This window comes from Acinetobacter sp. Ac_5812, from assembly GCF_013072695.1.
Taxonomy (GTDB): Bacteria; Pseudomonadota; Gammaproteobacteria; order Pseudomonadales; family Moraxellaceae; genus Acinetobacter.
This window is the reverse complement of sequence record NZ_LXUK01000008.1, coordinates 128061-154757: the sequence shown is the minus strand read 5'-3', so window position 1 is coordinate 154757 and position 26697 is coordinate 128061. Positions and strand designations below refer to the sequence as shown.

The following is a 26697-nucleotide window of genomic DNA, read 5'->3' as shown; positions in this document are numbered from 1 at the left end:
TTAATCGCGTTGTTGATTTGAAAAAATAGCGTGCTCTGAGCTACTTGAGAATAGCTCAGAGAGTGAGACATGTATTAATTGCGGAATGGATTCGGGTGTCCTGCATGAACGCGATCAATGATCTCACGCTCTTTTTCAGTAAAGGTTTGAATAAAGACAGCAGCTGATTTCATTGGTTTCATTGCATCGAAACCTTCTTGGATAAACTCGTACATGCCGTCGAATTTATATTTATGTGCCAAGCCTTTACACATTTTAAAGGTCGCATACATCATGGTTGAACGCATATATTTATCGAGTGTTACACCCAACTCATCGAGTAAACGTAATTGTTCATAGCGTGCTTCACCTTGATCAAGTTTAACCAACGTATCGCGCATGATCTGATCGGTAAGTGGCGTATCGGCAGGATAGTCGGCTAATAACTGCTGTGCAACTTGTTCATCTAATTCAGTCGCTAACACAGCCAGACTAACGGATTTGGTTCCTGTCTTAATCCCATTTTCAGGGACAAACTTTTCGACTTTATGTGCGAATTTTAATAAACGTTCGATTTGTTGTGCCAAAGCATCGAAATCGGGTCCACCATAGAGGCGTTTGAGGAAGTATTGTGCCATCAATTGGTTTTTAGGGCGAGCAAAAAATTCTTGGTGAGTATGCGCAATACGCTCTTTCATCCAGGTTTGAACTTCATGTAAACGTTGTTCAAGCACAGCATCATTATGATAATTAAAAGCTTTGTATTGGAGTAATAGATCATCAAAGGCAGAGAGTTTTGACATATATAAACTTAATTAAAATAAAACAGTAAAATCATAGGCTGCATCATAACGGAGAACCATGACAGCATAAACTCTAAATGTTTAATAATTGGTCACTATAACAGTACACCTAAATGAATCTACAGAAACTGTACAAGGGTTTTTCTGGGATCAACCTAGTTTTGGCTATACTCATTTTTAATATTAATAATAAGCCGCTTAGAGCAATATATGAGTAAACAACAGCCAGTATTTGAATTGCGTGATGAAGATGAACTTTCTTTAGAATTGATTGAAGCACAATACACCTTAAAAAATAGCCGTGATAAGAAAAATGCCAAAAGTGTACTGGTTTTAGTGAGTGGAATTGAGCTTGCTGGTAAAGGTGAGGCGGTTAAACAATTACGAGAATGGTTAGATCCTCGTTATTTACGTGTCAAAGCGGATGCTCCTCAGCTCTTGTCAAATAATCAAACTTTTTGGCAGTCCTATACCCGTTTTATTCCTGCGGAAGGGCAAATCGTGGTGATGTTTGGTAACTGGTATAGCGACCTATTAACTACCGCGATGCATGTGTCCAACCCTTTGGATGAAAATTTATTTGATGCTTACATTGAGCAGATGCGGGCATTTGAACATGATCTGCAAAATAACCACGTTCATATCGTCAAAGTCTGGTTTGATTTATCTTGGAAATCGCTACAAAAGCGTTTGGATCAGATAGACGCTTCTGAGCAGCGTTGGCATAAATTGCATGGTTTGGATTGGCGCAACAAAAAGCAGTACGACACCTTACAAGGTTTGAGTCAGCGCTTTACCGATGATTGGTATATTGTCGATGGTGAAGATGAAAAACACCGTGATCAATGTTTTGCTCAGTATTTACTACAGACTTTGCAAGAGCTGCCTGAGCATCAAACCAAAGTCACGCAGAAATGGCAGCAAGCTACGATACCCAAAGCCTTACTTGAACCTGAAAAAGCCAGTTTAGAAAAAGATGACTATAAAGACGAGTTAAGTAAGCTCACCAAAAAAGTGGCAGATAAGTTACGTTATGACGAGCGTAAAGTGGTGATCGCCTTTGAAGGGATGGATGCGGCGGGTAAAGGCGGCGCGATTAAGCGCATCGTGAAAAAACTCGACCCTAGAGAATATGAAATTCATACCATTGCAGCCCCTGAGCGTTATGAGTTACGCCGTCCATATTTGTGGCGTTTCTGGAGCAAATTGAATGATGGTGGCAAGATCACCATCTTTGACCGTACCTGGTATGGTCGGGTATTGGTTGAGCGGATTGAAGGTTTTGCTTCTACAGTTGAGTGGCAACGTGCTTATAACGAAATTAACCGCTTTGAAGAAAACTTAGTAGATAGCCAAACCGTGATTGTTAAAATCTGGTTGGCAATTAGTAAAGATGAGCAAGCGCTACGTTTTAAAGCACGCGAACAAACACCGCATAAGCGTTTTAAAATTACTGAAGAAGATTGGCGTAACCGTGACAAATGGGATGATTATCTGGATGCCGCAGCAGATATGTTTAAACGAACCAATACGGATTATGCACCGTGGTATGTAATTGCAACCGATGATAAGTATTCAGCACGAATTGAAGTATTAAAAGCGATTCTAAAACAACTCAAGGCGGATTAATCTGCCTTCAGTTGTTGCTGCATTTAAATTAATGGTTATTTACCAATTGTAGAGCTGTACGCCGTTGTTGGCGGAAAATAATTAAAGTGGCAATCAAACTGGTGATTGCAGCAAACATCAACCAAAAGGCAGGCATACTCTTATTGCCTGATGTTTGTACCAGATAAGTCGCAATCATTGGCGTGAGCCCACCAAAAATAGAGGTGGCGAAGCTATAGGCAACTGAGAATCCTGCAATTCGCACTGAACTTGGCATCATTTCGGCCAGCGAAACCACCAGAGCACCATTATAGAAGCTATACAGTAATGAGAACCACAATAACACCATCAGCATATGCGACAGGCTAATGGTATGCGTCAACCAAGTCAGTAGTGGATAGGCACTGATAAAAATCAATACAGTTGTTGCGATCAATAGCGGTTTACGACCAAATTTATCCGAGAGATGCCCACCAATCGGTAACAGAATAAAGTTGCTCAGCCCGACCATAATGGTGGCAATTAAACTTTCGCTACGGCTTAAGTTTAGAACCTCTTTACCATAGGTTGGGGTATAAACGGTAATGAAATAAAACATGGTCGTGGTGGTGGCAACCATACACACGCCAGCCAATACAGTTTTCCAGTTTGCTGCTAAGGTGCTCAGAATCTGTCGTGTGGTTGGATGTTCTTTGCGTGAGGCAAAGGCTTCTGTTTCAGCCAGTGATTTACGCAGCCAGAAAATAAAGGGAATGATGGCACAGCCGACAAAGAATGGAATCCGCCATGCCCAAGCATCGACCTGAGCCTTGGTAAACATCACACTGACGATATAACCCAAAACGGCTGCAAAAATGACAGCAACTTGCTGACTGGCTGATTGCCAACTGGTAATAAAACCACGGTTATGTGGCTCTGCAATTTCAGCTAAATAAACAGATACACCGCCCAGTTCAACGCCTGCGGAAAAGCCTTGGGCCAAACGACCCACGAAAATCAGCACGGTTGCGGCAAATCCAATACTGGCATAACTGGGTGTGAAGGCAATGATTAATGAACCGAAGGCCATAATACTCAGGGTCACCATCAGACCACGGCGACGACCGATGCGATCGACATAAGGGCCAAGCACCAAGGCACCGATTGGCCGCATCAGAAAACTGACAGCAAATACGAGGAAGGTTTTCATCAGTGCGGCATAGCTGCTGTCTGAATGGAAAAAGGTTTCACCTATGGCTTGTGCATAGAGTCCGAACAGAAAGAAGTCGTATTGTTCAAGGAAGTTCCCGCTGGTCACGTTAAAAATTGAACGGACCCGAGAAGGAGATTGGCTAGTTTGCACAACGACGCTCCATCATCTATTTATCATCGAGATGTGGAGATTAAAAATACAATCTTGATTGAAGCTTAAAAAATTAAGTGAATATTAACGTATTTGTGTGGTTTTTTTATGGATCTGTTGCATCACTGTAAACATCTTCATTTTACAATGATGCAGAAGAAGGGGAGGTCGAACTAAGCATTGTAACTTTAAGCTACAATGCTACTGCGACTTTTTTGCTGAATACGTTTAGCAAGGTTATAGCAATCTTGCACATGTGCTTCAGTGATTTTACGCATCATGAAATAGCCTAAACTGGCTGCAACAAGTTGCCCGCCTAAAGGAATAAATTTAGTCACTTGTTTAGTGGCGATTTTGGTAAAAAAACCATTAAATGATTTTTTCATGGCAGTACGTGCCACCACAAAACCCGAGAACTCAAAACCACGTTTACGTAGTTCATCCCAGTGAACTTTTTTGGTTTCAGGATCATAAACACTGATATGTTCAGGTGCTAAGCCAAAACGTGCATTAATATCTGGAATGATTTGTGTCAGCATACCTAAATCGACCACAACATCAAAAAATGGAATCGGTACAATCGCTGCACCCGCTGACCAATAGGCACGCTTCTTGGCGAGCTCCAAACATTCATCACGAATCTGTTCCAAGTTCAAACTTGGGTCAATTGCATCAGGAATTTTTTCAATTTTCATAAAGTTATACCTAAAGTCTATCCCTTGATAGTACATTCAATCGTATTGAGTGGTGAAATTCAAAACAATTTTTTTATTGGATTGTGTGTTTAGCGTGACATAGTGATCTGAAGTTGTATAGTGATGATGATAGACATTTTGGTAGAGCAAAATGGTGATTTATTGATGGGGTTATATTAACGCATGGGTATTCATGTTATTCAAAGTCAACGCCTTGACGTGTTATTGCAAGGTGTGATGGCATCAATCACTCAGCCGAGTAATTCACCCTTTCAGGTGTTTAAAACCCAGCATTTTATTGTCCCAAGTCCCGCACAAGAACAATGGTTGACGCAAAAAATTGCCGAACAACAAGGCATGACCGCCAACTATCAATTTCATCAACGTATTCGTGGTTTTCAGTGGTATGCCTATCAACAGGTATTGGAGAATAAAGAACAGGTTCGGAAAGCCAATATTCCACGTTTGATTTTAAAGTGGCGTATTCATCAAGCTTTACAGCCTTTTATTCAACCCGAACAGAATACTGTTGCGAATGAGCACCCTTTATATTCAATTGTGCAACGGATTTATGCCAGCGCCGATCAACTGCAACAAGGCACTGAAAAACAACTTAAAAAACAGAGCATGTTGTATTGGGTGGCGGAGCAGGTTTCACAACTGTTTAACAACTACATGATTTATCGTGGTCATTGTCAACGCGGCTGCCAAAGCAATTGTACCTGTGTGGGGAATTGGCTAGCGACTTGGGGACAGAATAAAGCCTTAAATATCGAACAACTGATTGCGCATACGGATCAACAAACTTCAGCCTTTAGCTTACAACAAGCCGAACAATTAGAAGCTTGGCAGCGTTGGTTGTGGCAAAACTATTTTCATGATGATTTTGTTGAAATACAAAGCATCGATGCTGATTTCTGGCAGCTGCTAGACAATGAGCAGACACGATCACGAGCTTTGGCACAACTGCCGAGTCAGGTGGTTGTATTTACGATTCTGGATTTACCACCGAGTCAGCTGCAATTTTTACGTCGTTTGGGACAGTATCTAGATGTGGTGATTCTGCACTATAACCCATCGCAGGAATATTGGGCCGACAGTGTTGATCCCCTCTGGAAAAAGCGTTATGACCTCGGCGTGAAAGAGCGTTATATCGCCAAACATCCCCATGCCAGTGATGCAGACATTGCTGCATTTTTTGACAGTTTTAGTTTGGGTTTTAATGCCTTAAACCGTGAATCTCGGCATCCCTTACTGACCCGCTTGGGTAAGCAAGCGCGTGACCACTTTTCGCTGTTGTCACAACTGGCAACAGGAGAAGAGGGCAAATGGGTGGACGCGTTTGAGGATTATTTCCCTGAAACGTTACTCGGTAAAATTCAGTCGGACATTTTCTATTTGGCAGAACCTCAGCCCCAGCAATATGAACTTGCACCTGAGGATGAATCCATTCAGATCCATGTTTGCCACTCCAGTGTGCGGCAACTCGAAGTCTTAAAAGAACAGTTACTGCATTGGCTGTCTCAAGCAGATAGCAGTCCACGTCGTCCGAGTGATGTGCTGATTTTGACTCCGAACCTAGCTGAACTTGAGCCGTTGATTCGTAGTGTTTTTCCTGCGCTGGCCCATGAGCATGAGGTGTTCTTACCTGTAAAAATTGCAGGGGTGGCGCAGCTAGATGCGTTAAATGCATGGCGTGCTGTACTTGGACGCTTGCAATTGACACAGGGTCGTTTTACGCAGGATGACTTTGCTGATTGGCTCAATCTGTCTGCGACGCAACAACGTTATGGATTAGATTATACGCAGGCACAACGGATTCTGAGTTTACTCGATGATGCTGGCTTTAAGCGTGGTTTGGATGCTGAGCATTTAAAACAAACGCTCAGTGATGACGATCAAGACTATCGTTATAGTTTTAAATTTGCCCTCGATCGTTTGGCACTTGGGATTGCCGTGCCTGCGCATGTGATGGTGCAGGAGATGCTCAGTTATGCCTTGGTACAGCCAAGTGATTTTGAACTGATTGGGATTCTGATTCAGATCTATCGCGATTTAGCGCAACGACGTGATTGGCTGCTGGCACATGAACAAGGCCAACGTTTGCCGGTCGAGTTTTGGCTACAGCGCATCAAACAGGATGTGCAAGAGTTTGAGCAAGCCGATGTGGTTGCTTTAAAAGCAATTCGTGAAATTATTCAGAAACAAGAGCGGATGCTGACCTTGGCCAGCTACTACGAAGATGCTGAAACACAATTGCGCCAAATTTCTTTGCCATTGCCTTATATCATCGAAGAAATTCAACGTGCTTTAGAAAGTCAGTCCGCACAAGTGGAGCCGACTGGGCAAATTACCTTTAGTCAGATTGGACAGATTCGCCCGATTCCTTATCGGCTGATTGTGTTGCTGAACTTGGATACAGGAAAATTTCCAAATCGGGACAGTCATATTCCGTTTGATTTGATGGATGCACTGCGTCAGCAATTGGGTGATCGTTCTCGTTTGGAAGACGATCAAGGTGCATTTTTAGATACCGTGTTGTTGGCACAAGAACAGGTTTGGCTGTTTTATAATGGCTTTGATCTCAATGATGGCGAAGTCAGAGAGCCATCTAGTGTGTTGCAGGGCTTCCGTGATCATTTGGCTTTGATTGTCAAACCAGCGCCCTCTAAATCTCTCCCAGAAAGGGAGACTTCATTTGAAGACAGTCTTCCTTTATCCGAAGCGGACTTAGCTGGATTGGAGGCATTACAAATCCCCGCACAGCTTTATCCGTTGTATCATTTACATCGTCTCCAACCGTTCGATCCACTCGGCTTTGTTTCGAATCGTCCTGTGCGCTTCCAAGACCAATGGTTTAAGGTCGCGTCACAGATTCAACAGATGAAAGGTGATCGGCAAGCATGGGTCAATATCGCCTATCCTGTTGAACAGAATGAAATGATTATTTTGGAGAGTCAGCAATGGATTCAGGATGTTACTTTCCCTGCGCGATTGTATTTAAAAACCTTAGGTGTGGAAAATTTAACCGCACAAGCCTTGGTCGATCAATCTGAACCGTTATTACTTGATGGTTTGGGTAAATATGCCATTCGGCATTTTTTACAGCAGCAGGATGAGCAGCTCTCTCCAAGTCTGTTGCAAGATCAGCTGCCCGTTGGCAAAGTTCAGCACAGTGCTTGGCAGCAAAGTCGCTTAGAGCAGCAACGCTTGTTGGAGCGCTTGCAGCAATATGCCCCAGCACCGACTGAAACCACGCAACGGGTTTGGCGCGTCTCGAAACAATTACAAATCGCCTGTGTGACCCCGAAACAACTGAGCCAAGATTGGGTCAGTTTGGATGCATCCAGTGCACGTGCCAAGCGCTTTGCCAAAGTCTGGCTGGAATATCTGCTTTGGCTGGCGCTAATCAAGAGTGACACTGCCACAGCGAAGCGCCGAATTGTGGTGTTTAGCGATCAGACGGTGATTTGTGAAGGCTTAAGTTCACAACAGGCACAGCATTATTTAAATGCATGGTTAAAGCTTTGGCGCGATGCACAGCAGCAGCCTGTGGTCTTGCCTGCTGCCTTAGTGTTAAAGCCTTTGGAAAAAGGCAAACAATATGAGTGGATTGAGCTGGATTCAACTCAGGTTTTAACTGAAGAGAGTCAAAAGCAAGTATTGAAGGACTGGAATGATACGGGGGATTTCTCGGGTTTTGATATGACTCAGAATGAAGCCTGTAAATTGCACCGCGATTGGCAGTTCATTTTGCAAGAGCAAGATGCAACCGCTTTATTACAGTATGCCTGTGATCATTATTCCTATGTGTTGTTTCAACCGATTTTTGAATTTTTACGGGTGGCGTAAGACATGAGCACGCAGAAACCAGTGTCTTATCAGCCGATTGGCGATATTCAATTTGAAGGCTTGCATCTGATTGAAGCCTCAGCGGGGACAGGTAAAACCTATACGCTATCCAGTTTGATGGTACGGATTTTTTTAGAAAAATATCTGCCTAATCAGGTGATTGCCACCACCTTTACCCGTGCTGCAGCCGCAGAACTTAAAACGCGTATCCGTCTACGTCTGGTTGAAATCCTTGAGTTTTTAGAACCTTTTCGTGATGTATTGGAACAAGATATTCAGGCCAAGGCATTACAAGAGTCTGATCCATTAAAACAACAGGTTTTACAAAACTTTGCACCGCGGATTGCCTATGCCTGTGAACGGCTAAAATTGGTCATCGATCAATTGGATGAATTGTTTGTTGGAACCTTGGATAGTTTTAGCCAAAAGCTATTGCGTGAGTTTGCCTTTGAGAGTGGCAAAATCGAACGTGCTGAAATCACTGAAGATGCCAAAAGCTATACCCGTCAATTGATTCATGATGTGTTGCGGGAATGGATTCAGACCCAACCCCAGCAAGTGATCAATGCGATGTATAGTGTGGGTGGGCTAAAAAGTGTCGATCATTTTGTTGGGATGGTCGAAAGTTCACTGAATTTTAGTTCGGCACAATTTAAACTGCCTGCTATGCCTGAAATTGAGTTAGCTCAGTTGCAACAGTGGCAACAGCAAGCACAGCAGATTGACTTGAGCAGCTTGGCGGAATACTTTCAGTTAGAAGGTGTCTATTATGGGCATATTAATGGTGCTTCTTTCCGCAACAACGCCTTTCATAAACTGTTTACAGAATCCTTGCCACCATTATTAACTGCGCTCAATAGCCCAGAGAATATACAGATCTTTGATGCCTACTTTACCGATGCGCGAGATGCGGTATTTAAGTTTTTAGACAAACTCGAAGCACAAAAAATTTTTAAGAAATGTCCTGCTGAAATTGCCGAAGGCTTCTATCAACATCCATGCGTGTTGCAACTGCAAAAGCTATTTCAAGCTGTGCAGCAGACTCAGCAAGAATTTGAGCAATTACAGGTCTATTTAAAAGCTTATCTCTGTGTGGAAGTCAAAAAACGCCTACCGCAAGTGTTGCAGCAAAAAGGGGAGACCACCTTTGCTCAGCAAATCAAGACCTTGTCTGAAGCTTTAAAAGGCGAGCAAGGACAACGTTTCGCCGTATTTGTACAGTCACGCTATCCATTGATTCTGGTCGATGAGTTTCAGGATACCAACCAAGACCAAGATGATATGTTGGCCAATATCTGGCGTCATCCACAGCGTTACCAAAAAGGTTGCATGATCATGGTCGGCGACCGTAAGCAGGCGATTTATGGTTTCCGTGGTGGAGATATGCTGACCTTCCTGAATGCCTATCAGGATATTATGGCCAAACAGGGGCGTGAGTATAAGTTGATTCATAACCACCGTTCGGTGAAAGAGCTGGTGGAAGTGGTGGATCTGCTGTTTCAGCGCCAGATCGATTTTGGTGAGCAGGTCAGCTATGACCCGATTCAAGCGGGTTCACGTCCACACCCCGCATTGATTGAAAATGCCCAACCCAATCTAATGCCTTTACGTTGGTTGCACTTGCAAGAAGGCAATGAACAGGCCACACAGGTGGCGTGGCAGATTCAGCACTTACTCAACCAAGCCTATTTAAAGCAATTGTACTTAGAGGGTGATGTTCCGACTGCGATTGATGAAGATGATATTGCCATTCTTTCACGTAGCCATCGCCAACTGGATGAAGTGCAATATGTATTGGAACGTATGGGGATTCGGGTCAACCGACCTTCGAAACGCAGTGTGTTTGATTCCAGCATTGCACAGGATGTGGGAGCCCTGCTCACGGCGTTGCTTCATCCTTATGATGAAGCCAAGCTCAAACGAGCTTTGCTCAGCCGTTTATTTGGCTTTGATCTTGCTCGATTATTGGCCTTAGAACAAAGTGCAGAAGGTTTGAGTGCTTATATTCAGCAGTTTGATGACATACGTGAAATGTGGCTGAATCAGGGCTTTTTATCAGCATGGCAGCGTTGCCTAAATCAGTTTGGTCTTTGGCAACAACTGGTGGCAACACAAAGTAAAGACAATGAACGTGCTGTGGTGAATCTACGCCACCTCACTGATCTCTTGAGCCAGCACAGTGAACATGTACAAGGGATGCAAAACCTGTATCACTGGTATTTAAAACAATTAAATTCACCAAGTGATCGCGATTGGGAGCTTGAACACAAACTATCCAGTGAAGCGGGCGTGCAACTGATGACGATTCATCAGTCCAAGGGCTTGGAGTTTAAAATCGTATTTTTACTGGGGGCGAATAAGGCCTTTGCTGAAGTGCAGAAAACACTGAATTTTTCTACCACTGAAATCCAGTTGCCCGAGACAGGTCAGACGCGTACTCAACGTGTCGTGGCAGTGGCGGATAAAAACTTTTTACAGCAGATTGAGCTGGATCAACATCAACAACGTGCTTTAGCAGAACAAAACCGGTTGTGGTATGTGGCGCTGACACGTGCCAGCCATCGGGTCTATGCGGTGTTTGAACCAGAAAAAGGCGATAAAAATAAATTTTCCGGTTTGGCTTTTTGGAAGAATCAAGGCGATCACTTTCAACATCCCTACAGTACCGATGCTGCGCTCATCTTAGAGCGACCACAAGCCTTACAGATGCAGCAAAACCAACAACAAATTGCACTGTTGGCTCAAGCGTTGCCGACACAACGTTTTTATGCACGCGGAAAAACTAGCTTTAGTTATTTGGCACAGCATCTAAAGCATAAGGCCACTCGGGCGGATCGTTTGGCCAATATCGATACCAATTTTGAGCAAGCAGAAGATGAATTAAATTTTGCTGAAACGGAAAAAATCGCCACGGCTCAGCCAATTGCTTGGATTAAACAATATTTCCCGAAAGGGACTTTGGCTGGTAATTTCCTGCATGAGATTTTTGAGCAGATTGATTTTCAGCAACCCCAAACCTGGGTAGAAGACATTCGCCGTCGTTTTAAAAATACCTATCAAGGCTTATGGTTAGAGCTGTTACAACAGTATCAACTGCATTTCCCAGAACAAGAAAATGGCGAGCAACAGCTCTATCAATGGATTGCTGATTGGCTTGGTGAAGTATTACATACGCCACTCAATCAGGGCTTTCAGTTAAAACAATTAGCTGCAGGACAATACTTGTCTGAATGTCCATTCTATCTGGCTTTATCGGATCGAGTGCTGGCGATGCAGCGTGTACAGCAGTTGTTTGAGGAATATAGTATCGAAATGCCTGAGTTACTTGAAGCGAAATCTGCCCGTTACTTGAATGGCTCCATTGACTTGGTCTACTTCGATGGTCAGCGTTACCATATTGCCGATTATAAGAGTAATTATTTAGGGGCAGAGCAACTGGATTATCAGGCTACTCAGATTGCAGAAAGTATGTCGTTGTCGAGTTATTGGTTACAAGCGGCATTATATCTGGTGGCGCTACATCGTTATCTGTCAGTCAAATTGCAGGATTATGAGATGCAGCAGCATTTGGGTGGTGCATCTTATCTGTATTTACGCGGCATGAATGGGCAGGTGCAGCAAGGCTGTTTCTACTGGAAGCCTGAGGATGAGTTTATCTTACGTCTGGATGCAATACTTGGATATTTTTCTGAGGATAAAGCTGGAAAAATGGTGTAGATAAAGTGTGTGATTTTAAATTAAACAAAAGCTTAGCTTGTGAATAACTCTGTTTATAACCTTGTGGACAAGCGTGTGGGTAAGTTTGAGGATAACTCTGTGGACAAACAAGTTGATGATCAGTCAACGCAAATGACGTGGTTAAATATGTGGAGTGACTATCTCTCACAAGCACCATTTTCTCAATCTGCTCAAGCAGTTAGCGCTGCACAACTATTACAACAATTGGTTGAAGCCAGTTTACAAGGCGACAGTTGTATTGAGGTTGAGCCAAGTCAGATTGCGGCATTGGCGGATTTGGCTGTTTCCAGTGAAATCGCAAGCACGCAGGTTGCCCCATGTGTCTATGATCAGCAGGGCTTGGCATTATACCGATATTGGCATCTAGAGCAACGCCTTGCACAACAGATTTGTCGATTAAAGCGACAAACGATTCAGGTTGTTGATGCCGAACATTATCAAGACTTGCTCAGTGATGAACACCAGCAGACTGCATTGAAAATGGTGTTGCAACAAGGCCTGAGCATTATTACCGGCGGGCCAGGGACAGGGAAAACCTATACCTTGGCGCGTATTATTGCAGCCCTCAACCAAACCATTCCCGATATTCGTATTGCTATGGCAGCACCGACAGGCAAAGCCGCACAGCGTATGCAGGAAGCATTACAAAACTCTTTTAATGATCCAAAATTATTACAATCAGGGCTCGTCACTGATGAGTTGCGCAATCAAACCACGCTGACCTTGCATCGTCTACTGGGCATGGGCAATCGACAAATACCACGCTTTCACCCCAAACAGCCTCTACCCTATGACGTGATTGTGGTGGATGAAGCCTCAATGCTGGATTTGAATTTGGCAACCCTGTTATTTGAAGCTGTCCCAGATCAATGTCGACTTATTTTGCTCGGTGATGCCAATCAATTGGCTTCGGTTGATGTCGGCTCGGTTTTGGCTGATTTACAGCAAGTCCAGGCATTGGCTGAAAATCGAGTCCAGCTACAGACCAGCCGTCGTTTCTCTGGTGAAGCCAAGATTGGACAATTCGCACGATTTATTCAGGCACAGCAACATCTAAGCGACCCCGATTTAGTCTTATCAAAACTAGAGACGGAAATTGTTCAGGCTGCACCTTTACAAGCCATTTGTTTGAATAAAGATATGCCTGACCTGATCCAGCTGGAATATTTACCCGAGCAGCAGCAGGTGGATATTGAACCTTATCAACATCAGTTAATGGCTGGATTTCAAGCCTATATTGAAGCTTTAAAACATTATATACAGGCAGATGAACCTACTGAGCACATCCAGAACGTGATTCAAGCCTTTGATGATTATCGAATCTTAACGGCAGTTCGACATGGGCCGTTGGGAATCGAGCAACTGAATCGTTATGCGGGGCATTGGCTCAATCAGCAACTCAAACAAATCGCTGTCGGAGATTGGTATATCGGACGTCCTGTAATGATGACCTATAATGACTATCAGCTTGGGATTTCTAATGGTGATATCGGGATCTGTTTTAAACATCGCACCCAGTCACAGCAATTCGAAGTCTTTTTCCCGAGCTTAAATAAATGGATTGCAGCGCATCGACTGCCACGCAGTATGCAAACCGCCTTTGCTTTAACCATTCATAAATCACAAGGTTCGGAATTTACCCATACCGCGATTGTTTTAGATGCGCATGCCGAGAAGCTGTTGAGTCAGGAATTGATCTATACCGCAGTCACCCGTGCTAAAAAAGTGGTGAGTATTTTGGCTGACGCACCTGCATTACAGCAGGCCTTAACGATACGGACTGTTCGACGCAGTGGTTTAGTGCAAAAGATCAATTTGAACAGATTGTGAACTTATTCTTTAGAATTCACTATTTTGTAAGTAAAAGCTTACAAGGATTCGAGATATTGTCGCTAGAGCAAGCGCAAGGTTTTTGAGATTATGTACACACAAAGAGCCTAGCATGGAAAGCTAGGTAAATCGCAAAAATATAATAATAACGTCGTATGACAGCGAACTTACAGTGAAGTAAGTGATAAAAGAGGAAACTTACAGCCGCTAAGCCTTGTAGTTTTGGGAGAGACTACAGGGCTTTTTTATTTTTACCGCAAAATTCACTATAAAATCAACATAATCCATATCATATTTAGGGTTTTTGAAAATAGGTGAAAATTCACGTTTTAACAAATCTGCATTCTTTTACTTCATTTATATCTTCAAATAAAAGGAAGAAATAGAAATCTTCTTGTCTGACAATTTTTTGTTATTATTAAGTTAAATGTTATACAGACTTGTACGTTTTTTCTTACACAGAGATAAGAGAAATGCTATTTCTCTCCACAATTGATTCTGACAGAATAGTCGGTATAGAGAAAGCGAATATGTGTTAAAAAATAATAAAGAAAAGGATGGGTGATGAGCATTCAGAGGGTTTGAATGGTGTAAGAAAAAAAAATAAAAAACAACAAAAAAGAACAATGATAAATCTAAGCGCAAAAGCCCAAGTTTAACTTGGGCTTTTTTGTGCGCGGACTTCTAGTGGCTGATGCTTAAACGAGATCAGTTTCAGTACGATCTGTTGCAAACAGCGAACGGCGTTGATTCTTCGCAATTTTCGGACAATTTGTGGAGATCTGGTACAGCGTTTTTGCCAGTGCAGGCAAGTGCGTTCCCACCACGGATTTTCCAGTCGTCAATAGCGATACACTAATATCCCGCTCTGGATCAGCCCAACACAGAATATTAGAGAAGCCAATATGGCCAAAAGCCTGTCCGGTCATTGGACCAAATAGACCCACAGGGTTGCTACCAAGCATTGGACCCAATGCATAACGCATCGGTGCCAATAAGGTTCGGTCTAAGCTAATCCCAGAAGTGGGCAGGGTGGAGCGGAATACCGTTTGAGGACTCATAATTTGTTTGCCCTGATACTCACCACCACTGAGCAGCATTTCAAAAAACCGCCCTGCCTGCTCAGCACTGGTATAGATATTGCCAGCGGGGCAAATGGTGTCCATAAAGCGGCTATCATTGGTGACATCCACTGCAAGCTGTAGACCGCCACCCAGTACATGATTGAGATAATGATCTGTGCCTAAACTTGGATGAATCCCCGTCGCATAGTTCAAGGCAACATCGGCACGATATTCAGGTTTTAAACCATAGTTGAAATAATCCAAGCCCATTGGCTTTTCAATGTGTTCAGCCAAAAACTCTCGAACGCTTTGACCTGTCACCCGTTGCACGATTTCACCCAGAATATAACCTGCGGTAACCGCATGGTAGGCAAGATGAGTCCCTGAAGGAGAAACCGGTTTGGCGGCACAGAGCAGTTTTAAAATATCATCTTGGTTAAAAAGAAGTTCTGGTGTGACTTCAGTGTCGATACGTGGAATACCACCACGATGGGAGAGTAGATGGAAAATCGTGGCACGACGTTTACCATTCACGCCAAATTCTGGAATGTAATAACTAATCGGATCAAGTAAATTGAGCTCGCCACGTTCATCCAACATATGAATCAACATCGCCGTGACCATTTTGGAGGCAGAGAATAGGCAGACTGGTGTATCTGGGCTGCCGATTTTGGCATCGGTTGCTAAGCCATCTGGGGAGTTCCCTTGCGCATAGCCAATACTGCGATTGAGAAGAATTTGCCCCTGACGACGTAAACATAAAGTAATGAGTGGATAATTCCCCGTTTTGTATAGATTTTCAACACTGTTCCATATCTTTTGAATCTGTCGTTCGGTCATGCCGCCCAATTCAGCCGAGATTTCATCTTTGCTGCGAATCACTTGATTTAGGTCATGCGGTACATAACAGGTATTGGTTGATAAAATTTTCACGATTCCCTCGCAATATTTTCGTTTTCTTTCTTCTCTGTCATAAATTGAAAACAGAATCAGGCTAGTGTGCCTATTTTGTACAGCGCTGTCAGCTGCCGAATTGCCAGCGGATATAAAACAATTTTGCAATATAGCGATAGATCACTTAAAATAAGCGCCTTGCTGTAGTGATGCACGGCAGTCGGTTGGTTTCAACTGATCATTATCATTTTATTTTTGTAAGCATCTCGGAGAAATCGAATGGCTTTAACTAACACTGATCGCGCAGAGATCATCGCTAAATTTGCTCGTGCTGAAAACGACACTGGTTCACCTGAAGTACAAGTTGCTTTATTGACTGCTCAAATCAATGATTTGCAAGGTCACTTTAAAGAACACAAACACGACCATCATAGCCGTCGTGGTTTGATCCGTATGGTTAACCAACGTCGTAAATTACTTGACTACTTAAACGGTAAAGATCACGGTCGTTATGTTGCTTTGATCGGCGCATTAGGTTTACGTCGTTAATTCGATTTTACTTTGTTTTCGCTATTTCGCATGTTGCAATGCTTTATCGCTGAAAAGAGAGTTTCATCTAATTTACCTTAGATGATTTTTAGAAGGGGCGCTTGTTCGCTCCTTCTTTGCGTTTAACTTTTTAAATATTTGGTCTAGTGTGATGGCTTCTAAGCTTTGTCATTTATCTACACAGCAGTTGTAGTCTGAATGCCAAACCTTAGGGGTCTCACTAGAATAAAATTAGGAAAATACAATACATGTCAATGTTTAATATTGTTCGTAAAGAATTTCAATTTGGTCAATACCAAGTTGTTTTAGAAACGGGTCGTGTTGCACGTCAAGCAAATACAGTTTTAGTTACCATGGGTGGCGTGACTGTTCTCGTTGCTGTTGTAGCTCAGCCTAAAGCTAAAGCGGGTCAAGACTTTTTCCCGTTAACTGTTAACTATCAAGAAAAACAATATGCTGCTGGTCGTATCCCAGGTGGTTATGGCAAGCGTGAAGGTCGTGCTTCTGAAGCTGAAACTTTAATTTCACGTCTGATTGACCGTCCAATTCGTCCGTTGTTCCCAGAAGGTTATTTCAACGAAATCCAAGTAACAGCAACAGTTGTTTCTTCGGATAAGACGATGGATGCTGATATTGCTGCTATGCTCGGTGCTTCAGCTGCATTATCGATTGCGGGTACGCCGTTCCGTGGTCCAATTGCGGGTGCACGTGTTGGTTTAATCAACGGTGAATACGTTCTTAACCCGAATTTTGAACAACTTGCTCAATCTGATCTTGACCTCGTGGTTGCGGGTACAGAGTCAGCTGTGCTTATGGTTGAATCTGAAGCGAAAGAACTTTCAGAAGATCAAATGTTGGGTGCGGTGCTTTTCGGTCATGACGAAATGCAAATTGCGGTTCAAGCAATTAAAGAATTTGCTGCTGCAGCGGGTGCAGTTGAATCGACTTGGGTTGCGCCAAGCAAAAACGAAGCACTTCTTGAGCAATTAAAAACTGCTTTTGAAGCGAAAATTTCTGAAGCATATACTATTGCAGTAAAGCAAGATCGTTATGCAGCACTTGATGCACTTTATGCAGAAGCAGTTGCTCAGTTTGTTCCTGAAAATGACGAAACTGGTATTGCGGATGAAGTAAACGAATTATTTGAAGATCTTAAATACCGTACTGTACGTGACAATATCTTGTCAGGTAAGCCACGTATTGATGGTCGTGATACCAAAACTGTTCGTGGTATCGATGTACAAGTAGGTGTATTAGGTCGTGCGCACGGTTCTGCATTATTCACACGCGGTGAAACTCAAGCCTTAGTGACAACGACTTTGGGTAATACTCGTGATGCGTTGATGGTTGATACGCTTTCTGGTACCAAAACTGACAACTTTATGTTGCACTACAACTTCCCTGCATATTCTGTAGGTGAAACAGGTCGTGAATCAGGTCCTAAGCGTCGTGAAATCGGTCATGGTCGTTTGGCTCGTCGTGGTGTTCAAGCCGTTCTTCCTGCGGCTGACCGCTTCCCGTACGTGATTCGTATCGTATCTGATATTACAGAATCTAATGGTTCATCTTCTATGGCTTCTGTATGTGGTGCTTCATTGTCACTTATGGATGCCGGCGTGCCATTGAAAGCGCCAGTTGCGGGTATCGCAATGGGTCTAGTAAAAGAAGGTGAGCGTTTTGCCGTTCTTTCTGACATCTTAGGTGATGAAGATCACTTAGGCGATATGGACTTTAAAGTTGCAGGTTCTGCCAACGGTATTACTGCACTTCAAATGGACATCAAGATCGAAGGGATCACTGAAGAGATCATGGAAGTTGCATTAAACCAAGCATTTGCTGGTCGTATGCACATCTTGAATGAAATGAACAAAGTTATTTCACGTGCACGTTCAGAAATCAATGCACATGCGCCAACGTTTGAAGTGATTAATATCAACCCTGATAAGATCCGTGACGTGATTGGTAAAGGTGGTGCAACCATCCGTGCGATTACTGAAGAGACTAAAGCGGCGATTGATATCGAAGATAACGGTACTGTACGCGTGTTTGGTGAGACCAAAGCGGCTGCGAAAGCTGCGATTGCGAAAATCCAAGCGCTGACTGCAGAAGTTGAGCCTGGTACCATCTACGCAGGTAAAGTCATTCGTATCGTTGAATTTGGTGCATTCGTCAATATCATGCCAGGTACTGACGGTTTGCTTCATATTTCACAAATCTCAAATGAGCGTATTGCGAATGTGACTGACGTTCTAAAAGAAGGTCAGGACGTTAAAGTACAAGTTGCCGATGTCGACAACCGTGGTCGTATCAAGTTGACAATGAAAGACATTGAACAAGCTTAATGTTAGCAAGCATTTTGCTTAAAAAAAGCGCATTGTTTTAACAATGCGCTTTTTTATTAAGTAAATGATTGTTAAAGACATAAAAATTAAAAACTATAAACATAAAATTTCTTGATATTAGACATTAGTCTAATGCTTTAATTGTGTGCCCCACAATTAACGTAGAATTCCCCAAATTTCCGTGCCTGCCTGTGTTTATGTGGTTTTAAATAGACAGTCGGAAGTCTATTTGTTCATCTCAATATGAAGGAATATCGCACATGCTTGTCGATCATGTCGCCACAGGTCAAGATGACCAACAGCCTCCAAAGAAACCAAAGTTTTATCAGATTCTCTATGTGCAAGTGATCTTCGCGATTGTCGCGGGGATATTGTTAGGTCATTTCTTCCCAGAACTTGGTGAAAGCTTAAAGCCATTGGGCGAAGCTTTCATTAAATTAGTCAAAATGATTATTGCTCCTGTAATTTTCCTGACCGTTGTGACAGGGATTGCAGGCATGAAAAATCTTGGTAGCGTTGGTCGTGTGACCGCTAAAGCAATGATCTACTTCTTGACCTTCTCAACATTGGCCTTGATCGTAGGATTGATTGTCGGAAATGTAATTGAACCTGGTCATGGTCTAAATATTGATCCAAGTAGCTTGCATAGCACCAAAGTTGATGAATACGCAGCAAAAGCGCACGAGTCGACGATTACGGGCTTCTTGATGAATATTATTCCAGATACATTGGTCAGTCCATTTGTATCAGGTCAAATCCTTCAAGTCCTGTTTGTTGCGGTGTTGTTTGGTTTGGCTTTGGCAAAATCAGGTGATTTAGGTCGTCCAGTCACTGATTTTCTACAGCAGCTCACTACGCCAGTATTTACCTTAGTGGGTATGTTGATGAAGTTTGCGCCGATTGGTGCATTCGGTGCCATGGCGTTTACCATTGGTGCTTATGGGATCAGTTCAATCGGTAATTTGATGTTATTGATTGCGACCTTCTACATTACCGCTTTACTGTTTGTCATTATTATTTTGGGTGCAGTGGCACGCTATAATGGTTTCTCGATTATTGATCTGATTCGTTATATTAAAGACGAACTTTGGTTAGTCCTCGGAACAAGCTCATCAGAAGCGGCATTACCGTCATTGATGGCAAAAATGGAAAAAGCGGGCTGTGAAAAGTCAGTTGTTGGTTTGGTGATTCCAACCGGTTATTCATTTAACCTTGATGGTACCAATATCTACATGACATTGGCGGCATTGTTCATCGCTCAAGCCTGTAATATTGAATTAACCCTCACACAACAAATCACGATTCTATTGGTCGCGATGCTGAGCTCTAAAGGTGCAGCAGGCATCACAGGCGCAGGCTTTATTACCTTGGCTGCAACACTGTCGGTTGTCCCTGCAATTCCTGTCGCAGGTATGGCATTGATCCTTGGTATCGACCGTTTCATGTCAGAATGCCGTGCATTAACCAACTTGGTGGGTAATGCTTGTGCGACAATCGTCGTGGCAAAATGGGATAATGCATTGGATAAAGAACAACTTGATCAAGCCCTTAAATATGGTGTGGTTGAGAAGAAAGAAGTGTAATCTTGCTGATATTCGGAAGAGCCTCCATGCTGTGCATGTGAGGCTTTTTTATTGGATGTGGTTTCAGTCCTGTAATAGCCGTAGCTTTTTATCTGGCTTCGTGGCAGCATTTCTCTTGCCATTCTAATGTCTATTGTCCTATGCAACTTTATTATTTTTATCGTCATAACAGTGAAAATACGATTTTTATCAGTGCGGAACAACAAACAGAACATACGCTTGAGTTTTTATGGGTCGATAGTCTTAGGCAAGATCTGGTGAATCATACAGAGGCTTGGCAGAAGAATATTTATGAGCATACAGGATTGGTACTGAATGAATTCCATTTGCGGGATTTACTGAATATTGAGCATCCTTGCGCATTTGATACAGTGGAGGAATATGACCTGTTGGTGTTTCGCAAACTGATTAGCCCAGATGATCAGATTTTGGCAAATGAGAGTGCTTCAGAATCACATGAAAGTGTTTTTGGTTTGGCAACCACGCCCATGAGTTTTATCTTAACACCCACCATTTTGGTGAGTGTGAGAGAGCAGGGCAATCAGGCGGTAGAGAGTTATATTCAGCGTATTCAGACCATTATGGGACGACCGAGTACTGAGCAGAATAAACCACGTAAATTAGCCAGCACCCCCGCAGATTTATGTTTACGCTTATTGAATAGCATGATTGATGGTTATCTGAATTTACGCACGCCCTTAACTCGCCGTGTCGAATATTGGCAACAACAACTGTTACAGGGCAATCGTCGTTTTAAGCAGTGGCATCAATTGTTCCATGAGGATATGGCTTTTCAGCAAATCGAAAATCTCTGTGAGGAGCAGATCGAAACCTTGCAAGAATTTAGAGATGAACTGGTCGATAATTATCATCATGTGGTGGGTGAACATAAGCATAAAGCACAAGATATTTTACTGGTACGTCTAAACGATCTGATGAGTCATGTAGAACGGGTACAAAAGCATACGCTACGTTTAAGAAATGCGATTCAATCGGCCATCGATTTGCATTTCTCTGCTATTGCCAATCAAACCAATGAAAACATGCGCATCTTGGCGATTATTACTGCCATCTTTGCACCGCTGACCTTGCTGACAGGGGTCTATGGGATGAACTTTGAGTTTATTCCAGGACTGAAATCACCAGTTGGCTTCTGGATTATGCTGGGTGTGATGCTGATGAGCACAGTATTTTTACTGTATTATTTTTATCGACAGCATTTGGTCGGGCGTGGCGAACGCAGTGTGATTGATTTGCTGGCCCAGCAGCATCGGCAGCGTAATTTTAATTTGTTGTGGTTTTTGGATTATGAACCGATTAAGCAAACGCTGAAAGAAGTGGAGAAAATGACCAAGCTGAAATAGTATGGGCTTGGTCATTTGCAGGATGGTTTAATGAAAATGTTTCAGCTGTTTACGCAGCTGTTGCACTTCATCGATTAAATCCAACATCACCGCTACAGCAGATAAGCTTGCATCGAAGTCACGTTGTAAACGGTAAGCACGCCTAGCCCGACTCACATCTTCACCAATAAACTGATAGCTTTGCGGTTCAACCGTGATCTGCAAAATATCATAATCAATCAGTTTTAACACCCAGTCGGTGCTTTGACCGCATGCCTCAGCGAAGTGCTCGAGATCAAGTGCCAATTGTTCATCAATGATTTCAACTTGGCTGTGACCGTCATATTGAATTTCTTTGTATTGAATGGTTGTCATGATCTTACTCCTTATGAGGCGCGAGGTCGGAATGAAGCAAAGGCATCGGCAAATTGTTGATAAGCCTGTTGCTCTTGCTCATTATGTACGGGTGGTAAAACAATATTAATAATCAGGTATAACTGCCCGGCAGTTTTGTTGGGAATGCCTTTGTCTTTTAAGCGTAACTGTTGCCCATTCTTGGCATTTTTCGGTAAGTTCACTTTGAGTTGCCCAGCAGGCGTGCTCAGCTCGATGCTTTGGCCCAAACCAGCTTCCCAAGGGCTGACATCAATGGTTTGATAGACATCAGCACCTTCGACTCGAAGACGTTCGGTATCTTTATATTGAATCTCGATATACAGATCACCATTTTCTCCGCCGTTAACACCACTTTGACCTTGACCATTGAGGCGGATTTGCTGACCTTCCTTCATGCCTTTTGGAATCTTAACCTCTAGGGTTTTCCGTTGCACTTCAGGTTCACCATACACATTGTAGGTCGGAATTTGTAAGGTGATCTGTTGAGTTGCGCCATGGTAGGCAATGTCTACATCGACCTGAATACTGGCGTGCTGATCTTCACCACGATAACTGCGTTGCTGGCGTTGAGAGCGCTGTTGCCCGCCACCAAAGCCTGAGCCAAAGCGACCAAATAAGTCTTCAAAGCCACTAAAGTCAGCGCCATCACCTGAGCTTTGACGATAGAACTGTGAACCGTCAAAACCACTATGCTGGCCTTGGCCCGCATTAGAAAAGCCCTGAGGATGATCCAGCATTTGGTCATATTCTGCTTTTTTAGTACTGTCACTCAAAGTGTCATAGGCGACGTTAATCGCCTGCATTTTAGCTTCAGCATCAGTTTCTTTGCTAATGTCAGGATGGTATTTACGTGCCAATTTACGATAGGCTTTTTTGATTTCATCTGCTGTGGCGTCTCTTGAAACACCAAGCTCTTCATAATAATTTTTTGCCATGATCTATAATAAATATAATGATGTGTTTATTTCATTATGAAACGAATCCAAGAGATTTCAATGGATTCGATTGTATAAGACTTGTTCTGTTTGGCTAAAAATGTAGGTCGCTATGGCTTTTAATGTGGACTTGAGGTCGATTTTAGATAAAGGTATCGACCAGTCCATAGAGCGCAATCAAGACCAATAAAACACCACATAGACCAAGAATCTTTGGATAAATACGGCTTTGAGAAAGGCTGCGGAAGAATAGATAGACCAAAGACAAGGTGAGAAAGTCCAAAATAATCCAGGTCACTGTGAGTAGACTTAAACTGAAATTGATACTCGGTGAGATGTTAATAAATTGCGGGAAAAAAGCCGAAAAGAAAATAATATCTTTCGGATTGGAAATTCCCACCAAAAAGCCTTTTTTAAAGCCACTACTTTGTGCAGACACGGTTTGGATGGCGGTTGGATGTGGTGCCTGAAGCACTTCTTTAATAATGCTATAGCCCAGATAAGCAATATAAAGGCAACCGAATATACGAATGGCTTTGAGGTAGTTTTCATCAATGGTGAGAAAACCCTTGAGAATCAGTACGGAAATAAAAATCAGGATTAAAGAGGCGAAGTTGGTTCCAAAAATCGTCTCTAGTGCTTTTTTATAGCCTCCCTTAAGGCCAGCACTGGCCACCAAAATCATCACAGGACCAGGGGTAGCAATCAGTACAACTACACTGACGATAAACAGCAAGTATTCGAAGTAATTCATAAGGCAAAATTAAGGTCTATGTTCTTGGGAGATTTGAAAATTGTTTTATCGCATAGACCTTAATACAAAATAAAAAAAGACGGAAGCCCGTCTTTTTTTATTTTTAACATTTAGTCAATTAACTTAAATGTTCACCGAACAAGCCCAAAGCTTCTTCTGCAGTAAATTCATAACGTGTATTACAGAATTGACAATCCATTTGGATTGGGTTTTGAGCTTCCAGTGTTTCATGAACGGCAGTCACGCCGATTTGGATCAAGGCATTGGCACAACGTTCTTTAGAACACGTACAGCCAAACTTTAACTGCTCAACTTCAGGTAAGCGCACTTCTTCTTCGTTATACAAACGATAGAGGATTTCATTTGCAGGAAGATCGGTTAACTCTTCGGGTTTCAGGGTTTCAGTGAGCATGGTCAAACGAGGCCATAGATCTTCATCAACCAACTTTTGCTCTTCTTCATCATTACGAGGAAGTAGCTGAATCAATAGACCACCCGAACGTTGGTTATTGGTTGCCAATACAATGTGGGTTGGGATCTGTGCAGACAAATCATAATACTGTGTCAAGCAACCTGCCAAGGTCGGTTGATCAAGTGGGACGATCCCTTGATAGCGTTCGCCGTGTTCAGGTTCAATGTTGATGAACAGCACTGGATTGCTTAAAGCCGCAAGCACAGTACGACTGTCGCCACCTTCAACGAAACGAGGATCTTCTTCGTAATCGGCCAAGGCACGTACTTCACCTAAATGGTTGCATTCAGCCATCGCCCATTTGAATGTACCTGTCGCTTGAATCTGTAAACTAATCCGGCCACGAATCTTGAGTGTACTGGCAAGTAAGGCTGTTGCACTGAGCATTTCACCCAACAGGCTTTGTACCGCAGGCATATATTCACGTTGCGCCAAAATGGTTTGAAGCGCTTCTTCCAAATGCACTACTTCACCGCGTACAGGACAGTCTTCGATAAAAAAACGTTGGCGTAAATCAGACATATTTTTCTCCAGTACCCCTCTAAGGGGAAACAAAGCAATAGCTTGCTTTGAAAAGCACTTCGGGCTTTATAAAAAGGTGCAAGTATGCAGTCAATAATGGTGTCAATTTGCCAAAACTCAAGATGCTTCATTGGGTGAATTTGCATCACTTTGTGTGTTTTGATCATTGCTCACACGATCTGTATGCAAAGTTTTGGCATTTGCAAATAAATACTCAAGTTCTGCCATGGCATTTGGATAGCTTTCAAGTATTTCTTGTTGATCGTGTGCCCATTGTTGCTGCATGAGTAGCTGTTCATCTTCCTGTTTAAAGCGCTCAATTTGAATATGTGCGTCTTTAATGGAGAGGCCTGTTTCAATCAAAGCCTGTTGTGCCATATTTAACGATGAAGCATAGGTTTCACGCCAAATATGCTGTACCCCTAAATCACTGAGTAAATGCGCATGATGGCGGTCACGGGCGCGGACGAATAAGCTTAAGTCTGGATAGTTCAAACGTAGATGCCGCGCCAGATTCATACTGTCTTCAACATCATCAATTGCAACAATCAGTAATTTGCAATATTCAATGCCTGCAGCACGTAAGTTCTCGACTTGAGTCACATCGGCATCAAAGAAACGATGTCCATATTGTTCGATAAAATCAGCATCGGGTTGATTGCTATCAATTACACTGAATTGTTTGCCTTGAGCGTGTAAGGCCCGTGCGATGACTTGTCCAAAACGGCCAAATCCAATGATGAGAATTGGATGTTGTGGGACATCAGCATCAGTTACAGCGACTTTATTCTTTAGCAGTATTGGCAAAATTTTTCGATCAAATAGTTCGTACAGGAGCGGAGTTAAAAGCATCGACCCGAATATAATGAGAAAGGCTGGTTCTAATAAGTCTTTGCCGAGTAAATTTTCGCTTTCTGCCAGCTTAAGCAGAATAAAACTGAGTTCGCCGCTTTGCGCCAAGGTAATTGCAAACAGGGTACTGAGTTTGGCGTGGCGCTGTTGGTAATAGCTGATTGCACCAATCACAACGGCCTTGATAACAACTAAACCAAAGATTGATGTAATGATCAATAATGGTGTTTGGACAAGTGGTTGCAGTGAAAGACCCAAGCCGATGGCCAGAAAAAATAGTCCTGTTGCAGCATCTTTAAAGGGTTCAAGAATGCGTTCAACTTCACTTTTAAATTCTGTCTCTGCGAGTAATAAGCCCCCCAGAAATGCACCAATTAGAATATGAATATTTAAAATATCCATGATGAGGATGACAGAAACTAAGACCAATAAACTGAGTACAGCAATGAGGTGGATACTATTTTTCCGTGCTAAGAAACGGAATGCTGGACGAACTAAATAACGGCTGGCTAAGAATAATCCTGAAAACGTCGCGATGATGGCTGCAAAATAGGCAATGCCATGCCGTGTAGAAGCCGTGTCTTCGAGTAATGGAAATAATACAATCAAGATGACGGCAACAAAGGCTTGAAATTGTAAGGTTGCTAAAGTCGCTTGTCCTAGTTTGCTGTTGAGTTGCTGTTTTTGTTGTAAAAGCTGTTGCGGTAAGATCACAGCGGAAAGCGCTAAAGCACATCCGAGAATCAGACTGGTTAGCACATCATTAAACAGTAAAAAACATGCGCCAATCAGAACAAGAGTAATGATTAGCAGTTGTAATCCGCTGTTTTTTAGAATGCCTCTACGCTCGAGCCAAAGTTGTTGGGGACGAAAAGCAAAACCGACAAAGAACATGACTGCAATCATACCAAAATGTAGCAACTGCTTGATGAGCTGAGGGTCTTCAATCAGGCCCGAAACACTGGAGCCAAGTAAAAGTCCTGCAATCAGATAACCCAGAACAGTATTGGCGGCATAACGTTTTGCTAATGGAACAAAAATTAAAGTCGCAGCCATTAAAAAAATAATCGGTAGCAGTAAAGACATTGAATGCCTCAAATTTTTTCTATTTTGTCTAGACTAACTCAAATGAGTCGTCTGTAAA

Annotated in this window: 17 protein-coding genes; 8 read left to right on the top strand and 9 right to left on the bottom strand. The window is 42.8% G+C overall.

The window, feature by feature from the left end; genetic code table 11:
* Positions 1 to 74: 74 nt before the first annotated feature.
* Entirely contained in the window at positions 75 to 782 is a 708-nt protein-coding gene (locus tag A7P55_RS06720) for a hypothetical protein (protein ID WP_171551552.1), read from the bottom strand.
* Between the two features lie 210 nt (positions 783 to 992).
* Between A7P55_RS06720 and A7P55_RS06715 the strand changes: the two genes are divergently transcribed.
* On the top strand, positions 993 to 2411 hold the full coding sequence (locus A7P55_RS06715) for a phosphate--AMP phosphotransferase (protein ID WP_171551551.1): 1419 nt from the start codon (positions 993 to 995) through the stop codon (positions 2409 to 2411).
* Between the two features lie 28 nt (positions 2412 to 2439).
* Here A7P55_RS06715 and A7P55_RS06710 read toward each other — a convergent pair whose 3' ends face one another.
* Positions 2440 to 3732 carry a tricarballylate/proton symporter TcuC gene (locus tag A7P55_RS06710; RefSeq protein ID WP_171551550.1) on the bottom strand — a complete coding sequence of 431 codons (1293 nt, stop codon included), beginning with the start codon at positions 3730 to 3732 and terminating at the stop codon, positions 2440 to 2442.
* 188 nt (positions 3733 to 3920) lie between these two features.
* Entirely contained in the window at positions 3921 to 4427 is a 507-nt protein-coding gene (locus tag A7P55_RS06705; protein WP_005200454.1) for a hypothetical protein, read from the bottom strand.
* Between the two features lie 183 nt (positions 4428 to 4610).
* Between A7P55_RS06705 and A7P55_RS06700 the strand changes: the two genes are divergently transcribed.
* From A7P55_RS06700 to recD, 3 genes are all read left to right on the top strand, one after another.
* Positions 4611 to 8279 carry an exodeoxyribonuclease V subunit gamma gene (locus A7P55_RS06700; RefSeq protein WP_171551549.1) on the top strand — a complete coding sequence of 1223 codons (3669 nt, stop codon included), beginning with the start codon at positions 4611 to 4613 and terminating at the stop codon, positions 8277 to 8279.
* 3 nt (positions 8280 to 8282) lie between these two features.
* Positions 8283 to 11996: a UvrD-helicase domain-containing protein gene (locus A7P55_RS06695; RefSeq protein WP_171551548.1), complete on the top strand. Its 3714-nt coding sequence runs from the start codon at positions 8283 to 8285 to the stop codon at positions 11994 to 11996.
* Between the two features lie 99 nt (positions 11997 to 12095).
* Positions 12096 to 13847 (top strand): exodeoxyribonuclease V subunit alpha, encoded by a 1752-nt coding sequence (gene recD / locus A7P55_RS06690; protein ID WP_354667319.1) that lies wholly within the window; start codon positions 12096 to 12098, stop codon positions 13845 to 13847.
* A gap of 698 nt (positions 13848 to 14545) precedes the next feature.
* Here recD and A7P55_RS06685 read toward each other — a convergent pair.
* On the bottom strand, positions 14546 to 15844 hold the full coding sequence (locus tag A7P55_RS06685; protein ID WP_171551546.1) for a serine hydrolase: 1299 nt from the start codon (positions 15842 to 15844) through the stop codon (positions 14546 to 14548).
* 240 nt (positions 15845 to 16084) lie between these two features.
* Between A7P55_RS06685 and rpsO the strand changes: the two genes are divergently transcribed.
* From rpsO to A7P55_RS06665, 4 genes are all read left to right on the top strand, one after another.
* Complete coding sequence (gene rpsO / locus A7P55_RS06680) at positions 16085 to 16354, top strand: 30S ribosomal protein S15 (RefSeq protein ID WP_004656162.1); 270 nt, start codon at positions 16085 to 16087, stop codon at positions 16352 to 16354.
* Positions 16355 to 16608: 254 nt separating this feature from the next.
* On the top strand, positions 16609 to 18696 hold the full coding sequence (gene pnp / locus A7P55_RS06675) for a polyribonucleotide nucleotidyltransferase (protein ID WP_171551674.1): 2088 nt from the start codon (positions 16609 to 16611) through the stop codon (positions 18694 to 18696).
* Positions 18697 to 18956: 260 nt separating this feature from the next.
* Positions 18957 to 20279: a dicarboxylate/amino acid:cation symporter gene (locus A7P55_RS06670; protein ID WP_004802372.1), complete on the top strand. Its 1323-nt coding sequence runs from the start codon at positions 18957 to 18959 to the stop codon at positions 20277 to 20279.
* Between the two features lie 140 nt (positions 20280 to 20419).
* Positions 20420 to 21643, top strand: coding sequence for a magnesium transporter CorA family protein (locus tag A7P55_RS06665; RefSeq protein ID WP_171551545.1), 1224 nt, complete (start codon positions 20420 to 20422; stop codon positions 21641 to 21643).
* A 27-nt stretch (positions 21644 to 21670) separates the two neighbouring features.
* Here the strand turns inward: A7P55_RS06665 and A7P55_RS06660 are convergent, their stop codons facing one another.
* From A7P55_RS06660 to A7P55_RS06640, 5 genes are all read right to left on the bottom strand, one after another.
* Entirely contained in the window at positions 21671 to 21997 is a 327-nt protein-coding gene (locus tag A7P55_RS06660; protein ID WP_005278624.1) for a chaperone modulator CbpM, read from the bottom strand.
* Positions 21998 to 22008: 11 nt separating this feature from the next.
* Positions 22009 to 22953, bottom strand: coding sequence for a DnaJ C-terminal domain-containing protein (locus A7P55_RS06655; RefSeq protein WP_171551544.1), 945 nt, complete (start codon positions 22951 to 22953; stop codon positions 22009 to 22011).
* Positions 22954 to 23095: 142 nt separating this feature from the next.
* Positions 23096 to 23707, bottom strand: a complete 612-nt coding sequence (locus A7P55_RS06650) for a LysE family translocator (RefSeq protein ID WP_171551543.1) — start codon at positions 23705 to 23707, stop codon at positions 23096 to 23098.
* Between the two features lie 118 nt (positions 23708 to 23825).
* On the bottom strand, positions 23826 to 24701 hold the full coding sequence (locus A7P55_RS06645) for an Hsp33 family molecular chaperone HslO (protein ID WP_171551542.1): 876 nt from the start codon (positions 24699 to 24701) through the stop codon (positions 23826 to 23828).
* Between the two features lie 117 nt (positions 24702 to 24818).
* Complete coding sequence (locus tag A7P55_RS06640) at positions 24819 to 26639, bottom strand: cation:proton antiporter (protein WP_171551541.1); 1821 nt, start codon at positions 26637 to 26639, stop codon at positions 24819 to 24821.
* Positions 26640 to 26697 lie beyond the last annotated feature (58 nt).